The following is a 21894-nucleotide window of genomic DNA, read 5'->3' on the forward strand; positions in this document are numbered from 1 at the left end:
ATGGAACCTGGCGCACAGAGTCCGCTGCCGGGCCTGTGCGCATTTGCGGGCGCGTGCCGCACGCTGCTCATCCGCGGCGACGAGGGGCTTGCGCCCCGGCTTCGACGGTGTGCCGGGCCAAGTGAGCGAGGACCGCGTGGTTGGCCTCCCAGCCGTCGGCGGTCTTGGAGGTGATGCCGAGGTGCACGGGGTCGTTGGCCGGGTGGGCGTCGAGCAGTTCGGGGATTCCGGCGCGGGCGACGACGATGCAGGCGTGCCGGTGGCGCGAGGTGAGGACGCACAGGCGGCCGGCTTCCAGGTGGAAGGCGGAGGCGTCGCCGCGGCCGGAGAGGGGGTGCAGGACGACGGTGACGCGGAATTCGGTTCCTTGGAGCCGGTTGGCGGTGTCGACGGTGATGCCGTGCAGTGTGGGGTACTGGCGGGCCAGGAGCGCGCGGATCTGGTGGGCCTGGATGCGGTGGGCGGTGCCGATGGCGATGTCGCGAGGCTCCAGGACATGCCCGTCGGGGGCTTCTTCGCATGTGGTGACGGCTACCCGGATCAGCAGGCGTTCGGCGACGGCCAGGACGGTATGGAGGGCTTCGGTGTCGGTCCGGTGGGTGATGCGGGCGGGCAGCTCGAGCAGGGCCCAGCCGGTGCGGGCCGCTGTGTCGATGGCTGCGTCGGCGGGAGTGCCCATGCCGGTGGCCGTGAACTTGAGGGTTCTGTCGTTGTCGCTGCTTCCGGCACGGAAGGGGGTGGCCGGGTAGAAGGCGCTCCTGATCAGGGGGACGGCTGCGGGTGGCAGCCGCCAGGACACGGGCAGGGAGTGGACGGGCAGGTCCGGGTTGTTGTCGAGCAGGACGGTGGCCGCGCTGTTCAGGGGGTCGTGGGCCAGGCCCTTGGAGCGGGGGGTGTCGACCGCGGAGAAGGGGTCCAGTTGCCCGGGGTCCCCGACGAAGAGGGTCCGGCCGAAGAGGGGGGCGGTTCGCAGGAGCACGTCGGAGCGCATCTGGTAGGCCTCGTCGATGATCGCCCAGGGCCATTGGCGGTCGGTGACGGTGGCCCATTTCATGGCGGTGGCCACGATGACGTGGGCCGACTTTTCGAGGTCCTGGATGCGGGTGCCGGTGCGGACGTTGGGGTGGGCGGGCAGGTCGGCGGGGAGCGTGTGCTCTGCTGAAGCAAGCCGGCCAATGGTCAGGTGGGGGTGGGCGCGGGCGAGTCGCCGGACGAGGTGGTCGACCTGACTTTTGGTCTGGGCCATGACGGCGCAGGGGGCGCCGGTGTGCGCGAGCGTGCCGGCGGCCTGGACGACCAGGGTGGATTTTCCGGCGCCGGGCGGGGCATCCACGACGAGCCCGCGGTGGGTGAGGGTGCGCACTGCGTTCAGGATGGTGCGGGTGGCCTGGTCCGTCTGCTCCTGCGGGGACGGCTGGTGCGGGGGTGTCACTTTTCGCTCTCGTCCCCGTCGCTGTCGTCCCGGTGGTCGCGAGGCGGGCCTCCGTGAGTCCAGGGCGTGTGCTCGCGTGCGGGGAATTCCGGCAGTTGGTAGTGGTCCGGTGCCTGGGTGAGGACGAGGAAGTCGCCGGCTTCGGGCAGGACGGCGTGGGTGGGGCTGATCACGCGGCCCATGCCAGCGGTGATCTCGAGTTCGACGAGGGTGGTGTCGTCTTCGTACGTGATCTCGCAGAGCCGGTAGCGGGCGTTGCGGCGCAGGTGGCAGGCCATCAGCTGGCCGGGTTCCATGTGCACGGGGTCCGTGGTGGACAGGGTGAAGCGGGGCCGCCACCGGGCGCGGCCGGTGGGGCCGTGGACGACGCGTTCGAAGTCGGTCGCGGTGACGGTGCCACCGAAGGCCTCGCCGGTGGTGCGCAGTTCGGCCCGCACGAAGGGGTCGTCGGCTGCGCGTTCGGCGGCGAAGGTGGCGACCGCGTGTTCCGTTTGGGCCAGGCGGACGGCGGCTGCGACAGCTTGGTCGCGGGCCGGGCGGGGGCGTCCGTCCCGGGCCAGGTGGCTGCATTCGTCGCTGAATACGGTGCGTTCGTGGTCCCAGCGGCGCGCGGTGCCGCGGGCTTCGGGGAGGGCCTGCAGGAGCCCGTAGGCCTGCCACATACGGTCCCAGGTGGGTTGCAGGTAGGCGGCCAGCAGGCGCTCGAGTTCGTGCAGGATGCGGGCCTGGTTTCCTTCTTCGGCCTGGGCGAAGGCGTGGAACAGGGGCGCCAGTTGGTCGTTGTCGAAGGCTGCGTCGGTGGCGGGTCCTGCGGACCGGTGGGTGGTCGGGTCTTCTGCCTGGTGGGCGGCGTCGCGTCCCGAAGTGGCATGGAGGGGCGGGTCGATCCAGGCCAGCAGGGTGGCGAGGTCCTCGTCCTCCAGGGGGCTTTGGCCGGTGATCCAGTGCATGCCGAGGAAGTCGGTCATGGGGACGAGGGCGGCGGAGCCGGGGATGTCCGTTCGGTCGGCGAGGTAGGTGAGCCAGTGCCCCAGGCGCTGCACGGGCCGCGAGGCGGGCGTCTGGTCGTCGACGGTGCGGAACCTCAGGTCGTCTCCGAGGTCTTTCAGGTGCTGCACAGTCTGGGGGTTGGGGACGAGGATCTGCGGGGCGTCGGTGTAGCGGTGGCGGGCCGGTTTGTTGGCGGTGGCGGGCAGGTGCTCGGTGTGCTGGCGACGTGTGTCGATGTAGGTGGTGACGGTGTCTGCCAGGGCGGCGAGCACGGGCAGGGTGCTCCCCCAGGGGGGTGCGACCAGGAGCTGGGGGCGATGCGGGGCGGTGCCCAGCATGACGGCCAGCGGTCGTGCGGCAGGCCCGGTGCTCTTCAGCGCCAGGAGCATCAACGGCTGGTCGCTGAGGTGGAGATGGCGCAGTCGGCTGGTGCGCTGGACGTTGCCGGTGGCGGCGGCGCGCATCCGTAGGAGGGAGGACAGCTGACTCATGCGCGGCCAGTGCGGAGGTCTGCGTGGATGCGGTCTGCGTGGCGCAGGGCCTGGGTGATGTCCTTGTGGTCACGTGAGGGGTGCAGGTGGCCGTCGACCAGGGCCAGGGCGGTGGCAATGGTGTCGATTCCGGCCAGGTCCTCACCGACAGCGGTACCCAGAGCCTCGACCCTGCCCTGGTTGCGGGCCTCGGTGCGGCAGTGGAAGGCCAGGTCGCAGTGGTGGCGGCAGCCGGGGGTGTAGTGGGGGCGCGTGGTGGCGAGGTCGGCAGCGAGGTCGCCACGGGGGCGGGTCGGCGTCTTGTCCGGGCCGGGAGCCAGATCGAAGGTGGTGTGGGGCGGGAGCCGGTCCAGCAACTCGGGCAGGCGGTGGAGTCTGCCGAGGTGGCGGCTCAGGTTCCTGATCTGCGTGCGGGCGTTGTGAGGTGTGGCGGTGGGGTGGTGGGAGAAGTTGCGCGGGTTAACCAGGACCACGGTGTCGGAGACGCGTTGCGGTGGCAGGCCGTCGTCTTGGAGGAGTTCACGCAGGGCCAGGACGTAGGCGGCGGCCTGAGTGAGCGCCGCGGCGACCTTCGCGGGATCGGGCTGCCCGTGGATGACGGGGAAGGACTTGATCTCGACGATGTGGAAGTTGCCGTTGTGCTGGAAGGCGATGACATCCGGCTCCAGGTAGACCGAGTGGCCGGCGACGGTCAGCCGCAGGACGGGGTGGTCTAGCAGAGTACGGGGCTCGGACTTGCGGCGTGCCGCGCTGAGGACGAGGTGGCGGGTGCGGGCGTGGCGGATCCGCAGGGGGGATGTGTCGTGGTCGCTGCCGACGCTGTTGACGTCCGCGTAGGCCACCTCGGACAGGGTCAGTCCCAGGGCTTCTCGGAGCAGGGGCACGAGGGGTGTCCCGCCTCGGCTGGTGACCTTGCGTTCGAAGGCGAGGCCGTAGTCGAGGGCGAGTGGGGACTTTTGCAGCGGTCTGCCGTGGCCCAGATGGGCGGCGAGGGCGTCCTTGTCGACACCGGCCGCGTCGATCACCAGCCGGCGCTCGCAGCTCGGGTTGGCGGTCAGAGCGGCCAGGGTGCGCGCATTGTGCGGGACGGGTGGGGCGGTTCCCCGCAAAGCGCCCAGTCGCGCGTCGAGTGAGCTCACGGTTTTCCTTGGAGGGGCGGGGCACAGGTCGTGCAGTCGCAGAGGGATTACGAGGTGCGGCGCAGGCGGGTGGTGTTGCGCAGGATGTTGCCGAAGATCTGCTCGGCGTCGCCGAGTTGGCGGCGTGCGCGCCGGGCAGCTTCGACGCGGGTGTCGGCGTCGTCGTCGGCGTGGATCTCCAGTTCGGCCGCGGCGGCCCTACGCAGCGCGTCCAGGTCGAGCGGGCCCCGGACGCTGCCGTGGATGTCGCGACTGTACTGACCGAGGAGTTGCTCGATGGGCTGCGGCAACGGAGCGTCTGCCGCGAGGCGCTCGGCGGCTTCCACCAGCCGCAGGGCAGAGGTGAGGACGTGGACGCGCTGGCTGAGCGGCCCCACGATGCGCTGCTCCAGGGGCCAGGTGCTCAGAGCAAGCAGCCCGCGGGCCGGTGAGAGCAGGTCGGCGGTCAGCGCGGAGCAGATGTAGTACGGGCGGGCGTAGGGGGCGGAGCGGAAGGAGCGCTCCTCGTCACGGCGCAGGGTGGTCAGGCGTGCGGTGTTCAGTGCGCCGGAGAAGAAGGCGTGTCGGACCTGGCTGAGCAGTTTGGGCGCGGCGGGGACCGTGAGGAGGGCCAGCGCCTCTCGGACCTGGTCGCGTACGGGCAGGACGCCCGGGTTGTCCACGGCGGCCGGGGGTACTGCGGGTTCCGGCTGGGCCGGCGGGTCGTCCTCCAGGCCGCACAGAACGTTCCAGGCACGTTGGGTACGCCTGAGCTCTTCGCCCAGGACGCCCGCTTGAGCTGTGTCGTGTTGCGTGAGCGCCTGCCGGATCGCCTGCTGCAGGTGTTGCATGCGTTCCTCGAGTGCGACCAGATGCTCTTGCATGCCCGCACAGTAGCAGCCCACCTGGGTTTTCCTGTTTATTCCTGTTTTCGTGTACAGTCCCGGCCCGTAAGGCACCACTGGTGCCCTCCTACGCCTCCCTTCGGAAGGGCGCATGAAGGCATGAGCAGACTGCTCCACACCTCCGACTGGCACTTGGGCCACTCTCTGTACGGGCATACGCGCGAAGAGGACTTCGACGCCGTCCTGGCCGAGATCGTGGACATCGCCCGGGAGAGCCGGCCGGACCTGATCGTCCACAGCGGCGACCTGTTCCACACCTCCCGTCCCACCGTCCTGGATTTGTTGCGTGCCATGTGTGCGCTGTACGAACTCTGCGATGTCGCCCCCACTGTGGTTGTGGCCGGCAACCACGACTCCCCCGGGTACTTCGAGTTCCTGAACCTCGTGAGCGGTCCCTCCCGGGGCAAGGGCCTGTTCTTCGTCGACCGGGTCCGCTCGGCGCGCGAGACCGTTTTTTCCTTCGACGCCTGCGGCGGCAAGCAGCGCATTCGGCTGGCGGCCATGCCGTTCGTGCATCCGAACCGGTTCTGGCCAGCCTCCTCCACCTCCGGCATGACGCCCGCCGACTACGCCGAGGGGATGCGCGGCCTGCAGGCAGAGCTGATGGAGGCTTTGCGCGAGGGTTACGACCCCGACCGGGACGTCCTGCTGTTCGCGGCCCACGTGTACATCGCCGGCACCACGCGCTCTCCGAGCGAGCGGGCCGTGCACGAGGCCTTCGAGGTCCCCGCCGCGGATCTTCCAGAGGTCTCGTACGTCGCCCTCGGGCACATCCACCGTCCGGGTCCGGTGCCGCCGGGCCTTGCGTCCGCCGCCCACTACGCCGGCAGCCCGCTACCCATGGACTTCGGCGAGGCCAACGACGCCAAGAGCGTCGTGATCGTCGACGCCGATCCCGGACGCCAGGCGAAGCCAACGCCCCGACGCCTGTCCAGCGGACGCCGACTGGCCAACTTCACCGGAACCCTGGAGGAGTTGAAGGCTGCGTCCGCCCAGTACGACGGGACCTTCCTCAAGGCGGACATCACCGGTGAGGAGCCCGGCACGCTCCTCACCCGGGAAGTCTCCGAGATCGTCCCCAAGGCGATCCTAGTGGGGCCGGTTCGAGCGCGGGGGGAGGCTGCCGATGCGGCTCTCGACGAGGTCCCTGCCGACGAGCCGGATCTTCCCGACGCATTCCGCGCCTACCTGGAGCGCGAGGGGATGAGCAGTGCTGCTGCCGCTCCCACCGTGTCCGCGTTCACCCAGCTGCTCAACGAGATCGACGACGAGACGCCGTCGCTGACCCCAGTTGAGGAACAGCTCCGCATCGCGCTGAGCGATACCTGGACGGAGGCATCGTGAGGCCTTTGCGACTCACCTTCACCGGAGTGCGCAGCTACCCCGGCGAGCACACCATCGATTTCACCAACAAACGCCTCGTCGCCATCTTGGGGGCTACCGGCGCGGGCAAGTCCACCATCCTCGAGGCAATCGTCTTTGCCCTGTACGGGACCTGCTCGTGGTCGAAGAGCAGCCGGGACCTCATCAGCGAGGGGTGTCCCAGCATGCACGTGACGTTCGAGTTTTCGGTGAACGGGCGTGCGTGGGTCGTGCGTCGTTCACAGCATGCGAACAGCACCAGGCCGCGGGCGATGCTCAAGCCCTTGGACGAGAATCCCGACGGGCTGCGGTACGACAACAAGGAAGCGGTGACGAAGGCGGTCACTCGGATCATCGGGCTTGACCGGGACGGCTTCGTCAGCACCGTCCTGCTGCGCCAGGGCGAGTTCGACGCCCTCCTCAAAGCGCCCGGTGCCGTCCGTGCAGACATCCTGCGCCACGTCTTCGGCATTAACGAACTCGAACGCGTACGCACACTGGCCAGCACCCGGCTGGAGCGCTTGAACACGCAGATCACCGAGGCTTTGCGGGAACGCAATCGCCTCTTGCCGGACCCCCATGCCGCAGCAACCCAGGCGTCGCAGGACGTGGAGCGTACCCGTGGCACGGCTGCCCGCCGGCGCGAGCGGCTGGATGCCCTGCGCAAGGCCCAGGACCGGGCCATCGGCCACAAGCGCCGCAAAGCCGACCTGGACAAGGCCTCGCACATGCTGCGTGAGCGCGCTGTTGCGGATGCAGGTATCAAGATGGCCGCACTGGCGCGGGCGGAGAAGGAGCTCGATGCCGAAGCGACCGCCCTCAAGGAGGACGGGAACGGCCTGAGCAAGGCTCTGGACACCTCGCAGGGCGTCCTCGACACCGCCGCAAAGGCCGGTGACACCGTCCGGGCCCTGTCCGGCGCGCTGGCCGTGCTGTCCCAGCTGCCGGGCCGTGCAGCCGGCCTGGACACCGTGGCAGAACGACTGAAGCAGGAACAGCTTCAGCACGATGAGCACGAGCAAGAGCACACGCAGGCACGGCAGGAAGTCACCGAGCGCAAACAGCTCCTCGCGGCTCTTTCGGAGAGGGCCGAGCAGGCCGCGCATACCGTGAGCGAAGCCCGCACGCATGCCGACCAGGTCCAAGAAGCCGTGCGCTCGGCACTGCAGGAGGCGCAGGGCGCGGCCGGACATCTCCAGGCACAGCGCACGGCGCTCGAAGCTGTGGAGGAACTCCGCGGCAAGAGCGCCGACTTGGAGAACGAGCTGCAACAGCGGCGGGACGCTCTGACAGCGTCCCAGGACGCTGTTGCGGCACTGAAGCGCGGGGATGCGGCCCATGCGGCAGGTGCCGATCTGGCGCCCGGCGATGCCTGCACGGTGTGCGCCCGGCCCGTCCCGAGCGACTTCACTCCCCCACCATTGCCGGACAGCAAGGCACTTGCTCGAGCCAAGGGCAAGGTCACCCCGCGCGTAAAGGCCGTCAACGCGGCGGTGGACGCGAAGGCGGAAGCAGCCGCCCATCTGAAGGGGGCTGAGGAAAAGGCCGACAAGCACCGCCGCGGACACCTGACCGCCCTCGAGAGCCTGGCCGCAGCTCTGGGCCAGGTGCAGGAACTGGTGGACACAGCGCCCCCGGCAACCGCGCAAGCCACGGCCGCGGCCTTGGGCAGGCTGCACCGGCAGACCGCCGTGCAGGCGCATGCCCTTGCCGAGGGCGATCCCGTGGGCCGGGCCCAGGTCACCCGTGCGGTCAAGGAGCTCCTGCAGCCGATGCGGGACGCGGAAGGAGAGATTCTCGCGGCCCACACGAGCGCCCACACCGAGCTGGCCACGGCGCAGGCCGAGAGCGAGGCGGCCCAGGCCGATCTCAAACGCCAGCGCGCCCGCTTGCAGCGCGAACGCAAGCGACTGGACAAGACCCAACTGCAGTACGAGAAGGATCATCAGGCGTTGCTGACGGAGATCGCAGGACTCCCCGCATCGGCTCGCCCCGCACAGGCCTCCGAGCGGCAACTCCCCTGCCCGCAGGATGTCGCCTCCTCGCACGACGCTGCCAGCCGCCGCCTTGCCGAGCTCGATCAGACGACCCAGGACCGCGACGCAGCCCGGCAGGCCCTCGCTGTACACGACAAGGAGCGGCAGGCCCTCGAAGCGCGCCGCCGACGCACGATCGAGACCCCCGCACGCAACCTCATCAAACACCTGGAACGGTGGGCGGACGCAACCACCGAGGCCGCCAACCTTCTCGGCGACGAGCCGTCCGCCGAGCTGCCGCCTGTCCCGGACGGGAGCGACCTCGCCGCTGTCGACGCCTACGCCCTGGCCCTATCTCCGTTGGGGCAACGCCTGGCCGGTGCGCTGGACCAGGCCGCGTTGCAGGCCGGGGCCGAGATCAGCGAATTCGCGGCGAAGCTGGCCGGCGAGGCCGGCGCCACCGCCGACGAAACCGACTCCGCCCCCGGCTTCCTGGTGCCGGATAACAGCGACCCGCTCGACCCCGGAGTGCTCTACCCGCTCAGTCGCAACACGATCCAAGCGGAAGCCGCGCACGACACAGCCAAGGCTGTCCTGCGCACCGCACAGTCCCAGATTCCCTACTACGACAAACTGACCACCGCCCTCGCAGCCGCGGAACACCAGGTCACCGCGTGGCAGAGCGTGCGCGACAAGCTGACCGACGGGAAATTCCTCAAGTACCTCACCGACCAGCGCACCCGGTCCCTGCTCGCACACGGCAGCAAGATCCTCCAGCGGATTTCCGCAGACGCCTATGCGTTCACCGACAAATTCCAGATCGTCGACCTCTCCACGAACCTCCCGCGCCCGCCGGAGACCCTCTCCGGCGGGGAGACCTTCCAGGCGTCCCTCGCGCTGGCGCTGGCGCTCGTCGAGCTCCGTAACAGCGGCGGCAGCCACCTGGAAAGTCTGTTCCTGGACGAAGGGTTCGCCTCCCTGGACAGGGAACGGCTGGACGACGCCCTCGCCGTCCTGAAAAGCGGGGTGACCGGGAACAAGACAGTCACCGTCATCAGCCATCTGTATCCCGTGGCCGAAGCAGTGGGCGACGTCCTGCTCGTCGCCAAGACCCCCCAGGGCTCCACCACTTCCTGGCTCACGCCGCAGGAACGTGACGAAATCATTCGCAACGGGATCCAACGCTTGCTGGAACACAACTGAGCCACACCGGGCCCCACACACCATCCAGCAGGACGGGCCGGTCCGGCCTCAAAAGACTCTGCCGGACACTGCGGACACCTGCGACCGGCCTGCACCTCAACGCCTTCGCCTGCGGCCACAGCGGACATCCGGCACAGCAGACTCTCCTGCTCGTCGGCGCCCGCCTGGACTGGATCACCACGGGCCACGACGAAGCGTCCCGCCCGCGTGAGCGACCAGTACGCGCGCACCGGGCAGGACGCTGCGGACAGGCCCGCAGCCGAAAGCACGTGAATTCTCTGCCGTTGCGTTGGGCCTGCTGCTCTAGGCACAGGGCAGTGACGACGGCTTCCAGCCGGGGGCTCATCGCGGCCGCGGCGGCACAGAGCTGTTCGCTCTGTGAGGTGTCGAGGTCCTCGCTGGCCAGACGGATGATGAACTCGGCGCGCGGGGATTTTCCCACGCTCAGATCGATGACGTATTCAGAGGACGCGGGCGGATGGCGGTCGGGGAAGGTGGTCAGGCGGTCCAGCTGGGCCTGCCGGTAGGTGTGCAGGGCCGCCTCTGGAAAAACGGCTCCGTCCTTGATCGCGGCGTGGACCAGATCGAGCATTCCATCGCCCTGGTCGAGGGCGAGGTTGATGAGGGCATCGGCGGCCAGCGGGGACAGGCTCGCGGCCAGCCGCGCGGACTCCGGCCGTTCGACGGCAGCCTGATCCATCCACTGGCTCAGGGCTGCTGAGTTCCGGACGGCCCAGCGTGCCTCCCCGATCTCGGCGAACAGGCGGGTGCGGGCGGTGAGGGTGCCCTGGGGGATGTCGGAGATGAATACCCCTGCGGTGGCATCCCAGTGCTCCAGGATGTGCCGTGCGGCGGCAGCGGCTGTACCGGCTGCCTTGCCCCAGTGCTGCTGGAGCCGGTCACTGACCGCACTATGGGCGTGTTGCCATGGGGCGCTGCCGTGTGCGGCCACCAGCCGGGCGATGTCGTCAAAGCAGTCGAAGAGGACATCTGCGGTCAGTTCGGGGGCGGTGTCCGGCACGGTCAGGGTGGTTCGGCGCATCTCCCACTGGCGGACGCTGCTGTCGATCACCTCCTGCAGCAGGCCGGCGCGTCCCGAGGGGACAGCTCGCACCGGCCGCTGGGCGATGAGCAGCACCATCAGTGTGGCCATCAGCGGGATACGCCACAGGTCGGGTTCGGCGTGCCGGGAGTGTGCGATACGCGCTCTGCGTTCCGCCTTCCACCCGACGTCCGCTGCTTCATCACCCAGCTGCTCGGCCACGGCGAGCAGGAGCCGGTCGAGGGTGTCGGTCAGGTGCCAGGGGTCCTGCATCCGGTATACGGGCAGCCGTAGGAGCCCGGCAGAGTGGAGGCAGGAGTGCCGGGAGGTGACCAGGATGTCCAAGTCCGCAGGTAGCCGGCCGATGAGGTCGGTGACGGCCTCGACGACCGGATCCCGGTGCCCCAGGGTCTCGTCGAGCGCATCCAGGATCAGGAGGGCCTGGCCCTGTTCGACGCGGGCTAGCAGCGCTTCGGTCAGCAGAGGCTGGGCGTCGCCGAGCGCGGCATCGATGAGGTCGCGGACCTCCAGCCTGTAGGGGCCGGTGGCGGGCAGGCGCGGGATGAGGTCGCGGAGGCGCAGCCATACCGGGACGGGGGCACGGTCGTTCGCAGCCCAGCGCGCTGCGATCAGCCGGGACGCCACGGTCTTTCCCGCACCCGGGCGCCCCACCAGGAACAGCCGCCCCTGGCGGCGTACCGCGTCGACAAGCTTGTCGTCCTTGTTCTCGCTACCGGGGGGTGTTGCGCGAAGGTTTTTCGTCATGCCCGGCACGGTCATCGACGTGAGTCCCAGCCCGAGATCGGCGAGAGGCAGGACGTCCTGCGTCTGCGCCCATTGCGCGCGGTAGCGCTTGATGGCCTGCTCCCCGGCTTCCAGCCGGGCTGCGGCAGAACCGGAGGCGTCGGCGGTGAGCGGCAGGTGGGCGTCTGTGAGCCAACTCCGCCAGATGCCCTGGTCGGAGGAGGAACGCTGCTCGGCCTGGGTGCGGGCTGCGGCGCGCATAGCGCGGAAGGCAGCCTGCCCGTGTCCCGCCAGGACGACGGCAGCGTTCAGGCACGCGGTGCCCAGCGCCTCTCCGGGGTTGTTGTCCCGGGCGTCCACGACGCGGATCGCGGCTGCGTCCAGAAGGCGTTGTGTACCCGAGGCGTCGAGACCGTGCCCGGCGGCCAGTCGCCGCAGCTGCTGAAGGTGGCCGGCTGCGGCCGCAGTCGGGGAGGCACCGTCGCGTCGGGACACCAGGGCATCAGCCAGGCTCTGATAGGTCGCCGTGGTCCGGGCGACAACGAGAAGCAACTCGTCACCCGGCTTGCACTCACCGGAGGCGACAGCACGGCACCACTGGTCAACCGTGTCCTCGAACGCCCTGCGCCCGGCACTGAGTTTCGCCTGTATGAAGACACGCGTGCCATCGCGGAAGTCGACCACTACGTCGTCGACGTGGAGATCGGCCTCCATCCGCAGCAAAACCGGAGGCGCATCGGAGCGCAGCCACGGGACCGGCTCCTCCAACAGCCCGTACACGGCGAGTAGCGCCGCCAGTCCGGCCCGGTGGCTGGCGCCCGCTTCGTTGCTCGCCCCGCCGAGCGCGCCGCGCTTCGCTGTCCGCATGAACCGCATCCCTCCCGGAACCGGGTGCCTCCCCCGGCTTCGCCCAGGACCGACTCCTTCTTCGCGCTGATGCTAAGCCGGACCACGGCCAGACGATGCCGGAGAGGCCCGGCGCCTCCAGGACGGCTACCAGGCAGCAAACAGGATCGATTATCGGCCGTGGGACCTCGTCGGCGAGTCACTGCTCCTCAATGCGAACAGCTTCCTGCGGCAGATCGAACTGACGCGGGTGGCCGATGCCTATCAGCACCCGGTGTGGCCTCCCCGCTCGTCCTCGCGCTTGCCAGCGGCTGCCCTGTCGCCGAGGTGTCTCGCTCCGCTCTGGTCAGCCGGTCCGGGCGGTACCTCGAACACCGGCTCTCGCCGTGTGCCACTGGGCGAGCTGAGTGCTCGGAGCGTCGCGGTGGCGCAGAGAGCACCGGCAGAGCCGTGTCGAAGGGGTCACCGTCGCTAACTCGGAGCGGCGGGCCTGGGAGGTGGCAGGTGCGTCTTGCCCCCGCTGATGCCGCCTGGATAGGCTGCCGACGGCCATGCGGATCCCGTGCTGAAGCGCCGGGTCTGACAGCGACTCACCTCCAAACCTATGCAGACGAGCCAGTAACTCGTGCGACACGTCGGTTGACGGGTTCCTTCATTCTTCTGCGGCCCAGGCGCGTTTTCGTGTCGGCAACCGCTCCTGAGATGTGATGTGAGACAGGAAATGATTCATTCGTTCATCGCGCACACGAGCCCTGGCCGGAGCAGGGTGTTTGCCCTGGTAAGGGGGCCTGGGGTCGAGCTGGAGGCCGTGACCACGCTGGGAGCCGGTGATCTCCACTTGACGGCGGAAATGGTCAGTGCACTGAACTGCTTTCTGTACGACCGGGACGACAGTGCCCTTGGAGACGTGCTTGACCGGGTGCCCAAGGCGGTGCGCATGGCTGTGCAGCAGTACCTCAAGGACAAGTGCGCTCCGGTCATGGGGGCCTTCACCGAGTGCGGGCCGGTCGAGGTCGTTCGCGAGGCTGTGTTCTTCGGACAGATCGACGAGGAACTCGAGGAGTACCTCGAGGGGGCGTACATGATCGGGCTCGGTATCCGCATGTCGAATGAGCGGCAACGCGACGGGGGCGTCGGGTGGGTCATCCGCCTGCTCAACGACGAGGTTTCCGTACCGGCCAGCGCCGAGCCGCGCACCTGGGCCATCCCAAAGGGGGTGAAGCTCGCGCAGACCTGGACGAGCAGGCAGAACGCCGGTAGTGCAGGCCCTGTTCGCGGCGCGCTCCAGGTGGCAGCGGACGCAACGGATCAAGACAGGTGGGTGAGGATCCATACGCTGCTGCACAGCCGCTACGACGTCGACTTCGAAGGCAGCGGAACCTCGGAGTCCGTCGTCGACGTCTTCGACGCCCCCATCCCGCTGAAGCAGCGGGGCGAGTAGGACCGGAGGGTGTTCTTTCGGCCCGGCTGCGAGCCGAAAGAACACCCTCAGCGCAAGGCTGGCGGTCGACAGATTAGGTCAGGGCCTATGTCCTCTCCCGGGCGGGGATTACCGGGTGTGGGAGGGCGTGGCCCTGCCGATGGGCAGCACCCCGATGACGATGAGGCGGGGAAGCTCGGTGGGACTGCGGGCATGCAGGGTTGTCCATACGCGGTCTTGGACATGGGAGGAGCCGCTGCTGTGTCCGCTGTGGTCGCCGACGAGGAGCAGGGCGAAGGGCACGCTGGTTGCGGTGTAGGTGGCAGTCTGAGCGAGATAGGCGGTCTGGACGTCGTTGTGTGTGAAGGGGGTGGTGCGACGTTTGATCTCAATGGGAAAGCGCATGCCGGGCTGAGGTTCGTACTCCAGGTCGCTGCGTCCGCCACCGCGGTCGGGCTGTTCGCGGTGGATGGTGCCGTGCGGAAAGGCTGCGACGAGGTCGCGATGGTAGTCGTCCTGCAGCGCTTTTTCGGTCCAGAACCGCGTGGGGTGGCCTGGTGGGGGTGGTCCGAGGTAGGCAGTGCTGTCGCCGTACAGGTTGGGCGTGGCGTCGAAGCGCAGGTAAAGGAACTTCAAGAAGTGCTCGACTAGTCCGGACAGGTAGCCGTCGGTGGGATGGGTGAAGGCAGGATGCTGCTTGAGCCGGCTGAGCAGGGTTTCGAGATGTTTGTCGAAGAGATGGCTTTCGTGACGGGCGGAGGCCTGCCGGCGCTGGATGAGGCTGCGTTCGAGGCTGTCGAAGAGAAGCGGGTCGGGGTTCGCGCTCGTGAGCATGTCGTGTAGCTGGGGGTAGCCGGGCAGTGGGTTGTCCTGCTCGAGGCTGGGTGGTGAAGGGTTGGGGCTGGGGGCTCCGAAGCTGTTGATGCTTTCCTCTGCAGCCTGGCGGAGGGCAATGGCGTCGGGGTGGTGGGTGAAGTCGTGCTCGATGGCTTGGCGCAGGTGGTGGAGCAGGCCGGTATTTCGGGTGAAGGCGTCCACGACGGTGGGATGGATGAGGGCGTGCAGACCGGAGGTCGGGCCGGAGGTGTGTACGGCGCGGCTGGCGCTGTAGATGTCGAGGACGTCGGCGAGGGTACGTGCGGCTTCGTACCAGCTGGGCTCGGCGAGGTGGGCTGCGGCGCGATGGAGGCGGGTAGTCAGCCGGAGCCAGGCGGCTTGGGCGATGCCGCGTGCGGCGAGCCAGGGGAGGTCGCCGAGGCGGGCGGTCCATGCCTGGTGGTGGGCGGTGGCGTGCTGCAGGTGGTCGAGGGCGGTGTCGAGCTGGTGGGGGCTGGTGGGGGTGAAAGCGAGGACTGCCTGGGTGGCGGCTAGCCAGGCCCTGGCGTCGGGTCGGGCTTCCGACTGTTCGATCACGTGGTGCAGACGCAGGGCAGCCTGGTCGAGACAGGCTTGGGCCTGGGGGCCGTCGACGGCTCCGGCAGCCTTCTTGATCTGGGCAAGAGCGAGCTCGAAGCACGCGTCGGCGCGCAGTGGGGCAGGTAGGGATGCGTGGTTCTCGATCCGGGTCAGGGATGTCAGCAAGTCCGGGTCGCCGAAGTGGCTGTGGGCGACGCCGAGGAGCACCGGCAGCATTTCCAGGGCGTCCGAGGGTTCCGTGGCGTCCAGGTCGGTCAGGATCAGCAAGAGCTGGCGGGGGTTACAGCGGCCGGTGATGACCAGGTGGAGCAGTCCTGCCAGTGCGGGGCGGGCGATGTGAGGGCTGGCCTGTGCCCTGAGAGCGGATTCTGCGTGACCGGCGAGAAGGCGACTGAGGTGTTTGGGTTCCATGGACTGCAGCAGGGCGGCGTGGTTGCAGAGCGTGTCGAGGCATTCAGCCAAGGTCCAGGCGCTGTGGGGGTGGGCGAGCCCGTGCTGAAGGGCCTGGGTGATCGGGGTGAAAGTGCGCCCGGGGTGGGTGGTGAGCGAGTGTGCGGTGGCTGTGGCCAGAATGCCCAGGAGGGGCCCGCCGGCCAGGCGGGCGGCTTCGGCGGCGACGGCACCCGGGCCGCCGAGGTCGTCCAGGGTGGGTCCGTTCTCTAGTTGATTGTCGGTGGCTGTGCGACTCCACGAAGCAAGAGCGTGTTCTACGGCCGACACGGTGTCTTCCTTCGAAAGGGTGGCTCGGGCGGGCGATGTTAGAGGGCGATGGCGCTAGAAGAGGTGGGAGTGAGGAGAGGTGATGATCCTCTCTGTGGGTAGGATGCCGTCGACCATGGCGGGCTGGGCGGTGGTCAGGACGATCTGCAGTCGGGTCATCTCCTGGGCCACTGCGTGGAGTTCATGGACCAGTCGGCGTCCGTCGTCGATGGTGGTCTCCGCGGTTCCGATGGAGTCGACGAGCAGCAGGCCGGGATGGCCGATCGTGCCGCGTCGGCTGCCGACGCGCAGGAGCGCGATGACGGTAGCGAGCCGCATGCGTAGCCGGTCACCTGGGGGAAGCTTGCTGAAGGGCATTCTCACCCCTGCCTTGATGGCGGTGATGCGCCCGGTTCGGTGCAGTTCGACGGCGTTCAGGTTGGCCACGCCGAAGCGTGCAGCGAGGTCTCGGATCTCGTGGTCGAGCTCGGCGAACAGGGCGCTGCCGGAGCGTTCGACGCATTGGAGCAGTTGTGTGTGGATGGACTGCAGGATGGCGGCGTCGGGGGTGTGACGCTCGCTGGTGGCGGGCTGGGGGCCCGTTGCCTCCAGCTTGCCTTCTAGCGATGCGATCGCTTTCTCTGTCTGGCTCAGTTGAGTGTGGATCTGAGAGGCGCTGGCGGTCTGCTGTACGAGTTGGCTGGCTTTGAGGTGGGCTTGCCGGGTACGGAACTCGTTGCGCCGGGCCTGAGCGAGGGCATTACTGACCTGCTTCTCATCCTCTTCGGCGCTGGCGAGCTGTCGGGCGAGGTCAGCCAGTTCGGCTACTACAGCGCGGGGGTCGGCGTTGTCTGCTTCGGGTAGTGGGCGGGTACAGGAGCGGCAAATGCCGTCGGTCAGCTCATTCTTCTTGCGGTCGGGCCCCAGGTCGCGCTGGCAGCGGCCGCAGCAGTCGATCTCCGCCAAGCCCATAATCTGCTGGGCTCTGTGGGTCTCCACTGCGTCCAGGTGACACTTCTTGGCGTGGAGCCGTGCGTTCTTGGCCAGCTCTGCGGCCTCGGTGGCGCGGTCGATCTGCCGGATGGCGGCCTTCCATGCCTGGGTTGCTTCTTGCTGCTTGTCCCGTCGGGCAGCGAGCTCGGTGAAGGGGTCCTGGCGGCGGAGTTCGGCGGCGGCTCGCCGCTGCGTGCGCAGTTCCCTCCCCCACTGTGCGCGCTCGTTACTGCGTGTCCGGGCAGTGTCTTCAGCCCGCCGCCGCGCCAGGCGGTCCTGCTTCTCCCGCTGTCTGATGGCCACTTCGACACGGGAGAGGGTGGCGGTGTAGGGCACGTCGATGAATAGCTCTAGCAGTTGTCCGGGAAGGCCTGGAGTGGCGACGTCGCCGAAGAGCAGGTTGGCTCCGCCCAGGTTGAGGTAGAGGGCGCCGAAGTAGGACGCCCAGCCGTGCGTATGGGCTGCTCCCTCGCCGTCATGCCCGGCGCTTTCGCCCCACACCATGGTGTGTTCCAGTCCCAAGTCACCGCGCATCACCGCGTCGATGAGCGCGGTGATCTCGGCCTGGCCGGTCGCAGTGCCGAGCAGGTGCTGGGTGTTGTCAGGCAGGTCGTCGAGTTCCTCTGGGGTGGCGCAGGCTCGGATGGTGCAGCGGGGTCGGCGTGAATCGGCGGTGTCCAGCACGATCCGCAGTGCTCGGTGTCCGGTACTGACATCTGCTTCGATGCGGTGGATCCAGGTACGAACGTCTTCGGGCAGCTGGCGGGGGGCGCCGCGTAACGGCCAGACCGCGAACTCCAGGCAGCTGGTTTTCCCGACGTTGTTGGCCGGGTGCGTGATTGCCCACACCCCAGCAGTGAAATCCTGTTGCCAGGTGAGGACTTCACCGCCGGGCTTGACACCGTCGACGCTTACCCGCGCCAGGTGCAAGTGCCTGCTTGCGGCCAGCGGACTGGACAGCTGCACTCCCGTCCCTTTCAGAACAGCCTCTACCTCTTCGTTGCTGCGTCCGGTGCATTCGGCTGCTGCGGTGATGATTTCACCGGGGGCCGGTACTCCTGCGGCCAGCGCTGCTGCCCACTGCTGCTGACGAGGCGCGGGCACATTGGCGGTCAGATCCACCGGCTGGTCCGCGAAGAAGAGCTGTTGCTGCTCCATCACCGGCTCCCTACCGCGCCGGGCGGGCGCAGCTGCTCTAGGCGCTCACGTGCTTGGTCGGCGATGGAGTCGATGTAGGAGCCGATGGGGGTGTCGGCGTAGTCGCGCTGCAGGTACTGGCGAGTCTTGACGGCGCTCGGCCCTAGTCCTTTGACGAGGCCCACCACTGTTCTTGTGCGGTCGACGTACCAGTACAGATGGGGTTCCTCGCGCACGATCGTGTCGGCGACCTGCTGGCCTCGTTTGCGCAGGTAGTAGTCGTGCTGGCCTACCTGATCACCTCGCGGGGTGTGCCGCTTGGCCACCATGCTCCTTTCGATCAGCATGCCCAGCGCCTCGTCCATGTGCTCGAAAGCGCCGAAGCGGTGACGGAGCATCGGGTAACGGCGCACATCAGGCTCGTCCGAGGACAGGATGTCCTGGGCGAGGCGCCAGAGGGCCGGGTCGTCGGGGTAGGTCTCGAACTCGGTCAGCAGCTCCCAGGCCAGGAAGTCGGGGCAGCGCACCCAGAAGTCGAGTTTTTGCAGGAGTACCTGGGTGCGAACCCATCCGACCGCGTCTGCAGGCGCGCGGGCATTCATGAGGGCTGGTTCGGCTGCGGTGGCGATCAGGAGAAGTAGCCGTACAGCGTTCTGCCACCGGCTGGCTCGCCGTGGTCCGGCTGTTTCCATGGCCACTTAGCCAACTGTGTCGCTGTGCGCGGTGTCCAACGGACATCACACGCCAGTGTGAGATCCGGCCCGTCGCTCCCCCTGCAGGGGTGTATCGAGGACGTGAAGTTTACTGTTCCCCGGCTTGCCCCGTTCGCCGGCGGTGCCTGCGTGGTTCTCGTGCCGGTCTTTGCAGGACGGTTGGTCTCTTGGTCTGGTCAGTTGCGCGTGGTCAGACCGGCGGCCGTGACGTGATGACGCCGTCGTCCACAATCCAGCTCGCGAGCTGGTCATGAAAGATCACGGTGCCGGATGGTCTGAGGGCCATGGCCAGGGATTGCGTCAGAGTCATAGTGGTGGGCAGTTGGACTGCGTGTGCGATGAGATCAGCGATCCGGCCAGCGGTGACCTCAAGGCCGAAATCGGTGGACACGATGGGAACGCTCCAGGCGAAACCGGTGACCTCGACAAGGTGATGCCCTTGTCTCAACCAGACCGGATGGTCGAGTTGGTGGTGCCCTGTGATCGTGTCCGTGGAGCCGTCCGCCGGTGTACTGGACAGTTCGGCCTGCCAGGGGCCCAGGAGCGCATGCAGTGGTCCCAGCCTTGTTCCCGACGCGTCGTAGTAGGCGACGTCATGCATGGAAACTCTGCCGGTGCTGTCGTCTGCTCCGTCAGGCGCCAGGCTGACCTTGCCGGTGGCTTCCCAGGTGGTGTGTGGCTCACCCAAGGTGTATGCGGTGGCCGCGATACGGACGGCTCTGACCCGCCCGTTCCAGTCGTGGTTGGTGAAAGGGCGCAACTGCACCAGGGCGATGCCTTCATCTCGGGCGTACGCGCGTGCCCCAGACGTGAACTGCGTGGTCGTTACTACGATGCCCTGGGCTGGCTGGAGCTGGATCAGAGCGCCGTTGAAATCCCGGATGACGTCGATACCGACGCTTTCGCTGGCGTAGTCCTTGCATTCCACCAAGACGCGCCGCTGCAAATGGTGGTAGCTGGCGCTGACGTCGATCTGGTGGGACGCTTCCTTGCCGTCACCGCTCAGCTTCATGTCGTGGACCACGAGGCCACCGTCGTCGAGGATCTTGAAGACAATGGCGGTCAGGCGTTCGTACTTGGTTCCCTCCTTCAGTTTCTCCTCGGCGACCGCCTGGTCGTAGATCTGCTCGATGCGCTTCGTCACCCGGGCATCCTCTCAACTTCGTCGCCGCTGCGCGCTCATCGTGGCGGATAGTCCTTGCTGCGCACGTGGGGTGATGAGCGTCGTGGGTCACCGCGGCAGTTGTTCGCCCCCTCGGACCCGGTATCTGTAGGCCGCTGGCGATGCTGCGGGACAAGGCATCCTGGGGGACGGATGCGGTGCGCTGTGCGAGCCCTTGGATACCTCGGCCTCGTGACGCGGCGAGCGGCTGAATACCCGAAATGGGGCGGGAGGACATGGGTGAGGCTAGTGGCTTCGTCGTCAGTCCTTGGACGAGTCCAGGCTGGTGGCGAGACGTTGGTAGAGGCGATCTTGAGCCTGGAGGTCGAGCGCAGGTGTCAGTGATGCCGTGGTGAAACTGTCGGCTGTGAGGCTGTTGAGCTGGTAGGGCGCCAGGGTGCTGGGGTCTTTGAGGTCGTAGCGGGTGTGTCGGCTCCCGTACTTGCCGACCGTGAGCATGACGATCCGCTGGGCGCCGGCTGCGGTCAGCAACAGGCGCGCCCATTCCAGGGACATGCCATGGGTGGTGAAGTCGTCGAGGACGACGACGGTTTTTGTGCCGAGCTTGCCGCGGTAGCCGGGCCCCAGGTGCACCGTTTGGGCCTGCGTAGCGATGGAGATGTTCTGGGCAGCTTGGCCTTGGCTGGCCTTCCATCGCTCCAGGCTGGTGTCCGGGGCGTCGACAGCGCGGACGAGAAGGTCCTCGCGGTAGTAGCCGTGGAACAGTGCGGCTGCCTTGTCGAGGTAGGTCTTCAGCCTCTCGCTGACCTGGCCGCTCGCGCTGCTGGGGTAGATGCAGAAGTAGGGGTTGGCGGGGATGAGGTTTTCCAGATAGGCGTTGGCGAGGACGAACAGCATGAGAACGCTCCGGGCGTCCGCGTCTCCGATTTTCACCGGCTTTTTGTAGGTGAAGACGTCCTGGAGCCTGAAGGTGGGGCCGGGCGACGTCGAGGGCAGCAGCGCGGAGGCCGGCAGCAGCGAGCGCAGCGACCAGTTGCCCTGATCAGCGCGGTGTGACCAGCTCGGATCGGCGGAGAGAAACATCTCCAGGAACCGGTCCACGTCGCTGGGAGTGCGAGCTACGAGCGAGGTGGTGCCGCTGGGTATCGAACCCGCCCATGCGGCGTGCTGGTACATGACACCGGAGTTGATGGCGGTACGCCAGTCCATAGCCGTGCAGCCGACGTACAGCAGTTCAAACCGCCGCAGGTGCAGGGCGGTGGTGACGGCGTCGATCCAGGCCGGTGAGCCGCGCCTCTTGCCGCCGGTTATGTGGGACTGGTCGATCAGCAGGCTGGGCGTGGGATAACCGAGTTGCTGGAGTAGGTCTTTCTGGGTGGGCGAGAGCGGGTCGGTGGACAGGATGCACCACTGCAGGCCCTCGGTGACCAGGTTGTGCAGCAACGCAGCCGTCTCAGCAGCCGCAGGGGTACCGGGCTTCAGAAGGATAGTCTTGTAGTCGAAAAGGACTGCTCTAGCGGGCATGACCACCATCTTCCTGGCCCAGCAGGTCGTCCAGGCGCTGCCGCAGCCGCTTGAGGTCTTCGGGGGGCAGGGCACGCAACTCCGCCTCGCGGCCGAGTTGGCGCTCGACCAGGCTCAGGCCGAAGGTGCTGTGCCCGTAGGAGTCGGCAGCGCTGCGGCACAGATTGTCAAAGATGCGACGTCCGGCCGTGGTGAAGATGTCGATGAGCTGGCCGGTGGGCTCGGGCTCGATCAGTTCGGTCAGGTCACCAGCACCGGGCCAAGTGAAGCCAACGATCGGGCGCTGATAGGTGGCGGCGAAGCGCACGGTGTGCGCAGTACCACCGGTGCGCTGCCCCTCGGCGGCGACGACGATATCCGCGAGGCCTGCCTGGAGGCGGTTGCGCTGAACGAACTGGGCCTTGCGGTAGTGCTCGCCGGGCAGGTACTCGCTGGCCACCGCACCGCCAGTGTGCACGATCCGGGTGCGGATGTCCGCGGTCTCGGCCGGGAAGACAACGTCGATACCGTGGCCGAGGAAGGCGACATTGCGTACTCCGTCGCGCAGGGCGGCCTGGTGCGCGACCGCGTCGATGCCGTTGGCGAGGCCGGACACGAGCGTGATGGGGTAGGCGGCCAGAGTCCGCACGGCAGCTTCGGTGGCACGCACCCCGTCGGGTGTGGTGTTCCGGGTGCCGACGACCGTGACGTGCGGGCCCTCGTAGAGGGCCCCCCCCCGCCCCACGCCGCAACACCCCAAGGGGCCCCCCGGGGGGTGGGC

General features: G+C 68.0%; 14 protein-coding genes. 3 read left to right on the forward strand and 11 right to left on the reverse strand.

Annotation, left to right across the window (positions count from 1 at the left end; translation table 11 throughout):
• Positions 1–67 precede the first annotated feature (67 nt).
• From ACFWM7_RS10060 to ACFWM7_RS10075, 4 genes are read right to left on the reverse strand one after another with little or no spacing between them, the layout of a single operon-like run.
• Positions 68–1432, reverse strand: coding sequence for an AAA domain-containing protein (locus tag ACFWM7_RS10060; protein ID WP_383257467.1), 1365 nt, complete (start codon positions 1430–1432; stop codon positions 68–70).
• Positions 1429–2913: a hypothetical protein gene (locus ACFWM7_RS10065; RefSeq protein ID WP_383257470.1), complete on the reverse strand. Its 1485-nt coding sequence runs from the start codon at positions 2911–2913 to the stop codon at positions 1429–1431. The genes ACFWM7_RS10060 and ACFWM7_RS10065 overlap by 4 nt, the downstream gene beginning before the upstream one ends.
• The gene (locus tag ACFWM7_RS10070; protein ID WP_383257473.1) at positions 2910–4052 is read right to left on the reverse strand and encodes a hypothetical protein; all 1143 of its coding nucleotides are present in this window, start codon (positions 4050–4052) and stop codon (positions 2910–2912) included. The genes ACFWM7_RS10065 and ACFWM7_RS10070 overlap by 4 nt, the downstream gene beginning before the upstream one ends.
• Before the next feature lie 47 nt (positions 4053–4099).
• Positions 4100–4915 carry a hypothetical protein gene (locus tag ACFWM7_RS10075; RefSeq protein WP_383257476.1) on the reverse strand — a complete coding sequence of 272 codons (816 nt, stop codon included), beginning with the start codon at positions 4913–4915 and terminating at the stop codon, positions 4100–4102.
• A gap of 120 nt (positions 4916–5035) precedes the next feature.
• Between ACFWM7_RS10075 and ACFWM7_RS10080 the strand changes: the two genes are divergently transcribed.
• A complete protein-coding gene (locus ACFWM7_RS10080) occupies positions 5036–6280 on the forward strand; it encodes an exonuclease SbcCD subunit D (RefSeq protein WP_383257479.1) in 1245 nt (414 codons plus the stop codon).
• Positions 6277–9477, forward strand: coding sequence for an AAA family ATPase (locus tag ACFWM7_RS10085; RefSeq protein ID WP_383257481.1), 3201 nt, complete (start codon positions 6277–6279; stop codon positions 9475–9477). Before ACFWM7_RS10080 ends, ACFWM7_RS10085 begins: the two co-directional genes overlap by 4 nt.
• Here the strand turns inward: ACFWM7_RS10085 and ACFWM7_RS10090 are convergent.
• Positions 9437–12130: an NACHT domain-containing protein gene (locus ACFWM7_RS10090; protein ID WP_383257487.1), complete on the reverse strand. Its 2694-nt coding sequence runs from the start codon at positions 12128–12130 to the stop codon at positions 9437–9439. The two genes, ACFWM7_RS10085 and ACFWM7_RS10090, sit on opposite strands and share 41 nt — an antisense overlap.
• Before the next feature lie 787 nt (positions 12131–12917).
• Here ACFWM7_RS10090 and ACFWM7_RS10095 point away from each other — a divergent pair.
• Complete coding sequence (locus ACFWM7_RS10095; RefSeq protein WP_360580665.1) at positions 12918–13550, forward strand: hypothetical protein; 633 nt, start codon at positions 12918–12920, stop codon at positions 13548–13550.
• A gap of 108 nt (positions 13551–13658) precedes the next feature.
• On the opposite strand, the gene ACFWM7_RS10100 is transcribed toward ACFWM7_RS10095, so the two are convergent.
• The 6 genes from ACFWM7_RS10100 to ACFWM7_RS10125 all read right to left on the reverse strand — a co-directional run bounded on the left by ACFWM7_RS10100 (position 13659) and on the right by ACFWM7_RS10125 (position 21858).
• Positions 13659–15665: a hypothetical protein gene (locus ACFWM7_RS10100; RefSeq protein ID WP_383257495.1), complete on the reverse strand. Its 2007-nt coding sequence runs from the start codon at positions 15663–15665 to the stop codon at positions 13659–13661.
• A gap of 54 nt (positions 15666–15719) precedes the next feature.
• A complete protein-coding gene (locus tag ACFWM7_RS10105; RefSeq protein ID WP_383257497.1) occupies positions 15720–17795 on the reverse strand; it encodes a hypothetical protein in 2076 nt (691 codons plus the stop codon).
• Positions 17795–18472: a hypothetical protein gene (locus ACFWM7_RS10110; RefSeq protein WP_383257500.1), complete on the reverse strand. Its 678-nt coding sequence runs from the start codon at positions 18470–18472 to the stop codon at positions 17795–17797. The genes ACFWM7_RS10105 and ACFWM7_RS10110 overlap by 1 nt, the downstream gene beginning before the upstream one ends.
• 205 nt (positions 18473–18677) lie before the next feature.
• On the reverse strand, positions 18678–19631 hold the full coding sequence (locus ACFWM7_RS10115; RefSeq protein WP_383257503.1) for a restriction endonuclease: 954 nt from the start codon (positions 19629–19631) through the stop codon (positions 18678–18680).
• 279 nt (positions 19632–19910) lie between these two features.
• A complete protein-coding gene (locus ACFWM7_RS10120; RefSeq protein ID WP_383257505.1) occupies positions 19911–21053 on the reverse strand; it encodes a hypothetical protein in 1143 nt (380 codons plus the stop codon).
• 70 nt (positions 21054–21123) lie between these two features.
• A complete protein-coding gene (locus tag ACFWM7_RS10125; RefSeq protein WP_383257508.1) occupies positions 21124–21858 on the reverse strand; it encodes a DNA-processing protein DprA in 735 nt (244 codons plus the stop codon).
• Positions 21859–21894 lie beyond the last annotated feature (36 nt).

This window comes from Streptomyces sp. NPDC058375 (assembly GCF_042723425.1).
GTDB lineage: Bacteria > Actinomycetota > Actinomycetes > Streptomycetales > Streptomycetaceae > Streptomyces > Streptomyces durocortorensis.

Coding starts and splice junctions, on each gene's coding strand:
- ACFWM7_RS10075 (WP_383257476.1), bottom strand. CDS start 4,915: ATGCAAGAGCATCTGGTCGCACTCGAGGAACGCATGCAACACCTGCAG.
- ACFWM7_RS10105 (WP_383257497.1), bottom strand. CDS start 17,795: ATGGAGCAGCAACAGCTCTTCTTCGCGGACCAGCCGGTGGATCTGACC.
- ACFWM7_RS10090 (WP_383257487.1), bottom strand. CDS start 12,130: ATGCGGACAGCGAAGCGCGGCGCGCTCGGCGGGGCGAGCAACGAAGCG.
- ACFWM7_RS10080 (WP_383257479.1), top strand. CDS start 5,036: ATGAGCAGACTGCTCCACACCTCCGACTGGCACTTGGGCCACTCTCTG.
- ACFWM7_RS10065 (WP_383257470.1), bottom strand. CDS start 2,913: ATGAGTCAGCTGTCCTCCCTCCTACGGATGCGCGCCGCCGCCACCGGC.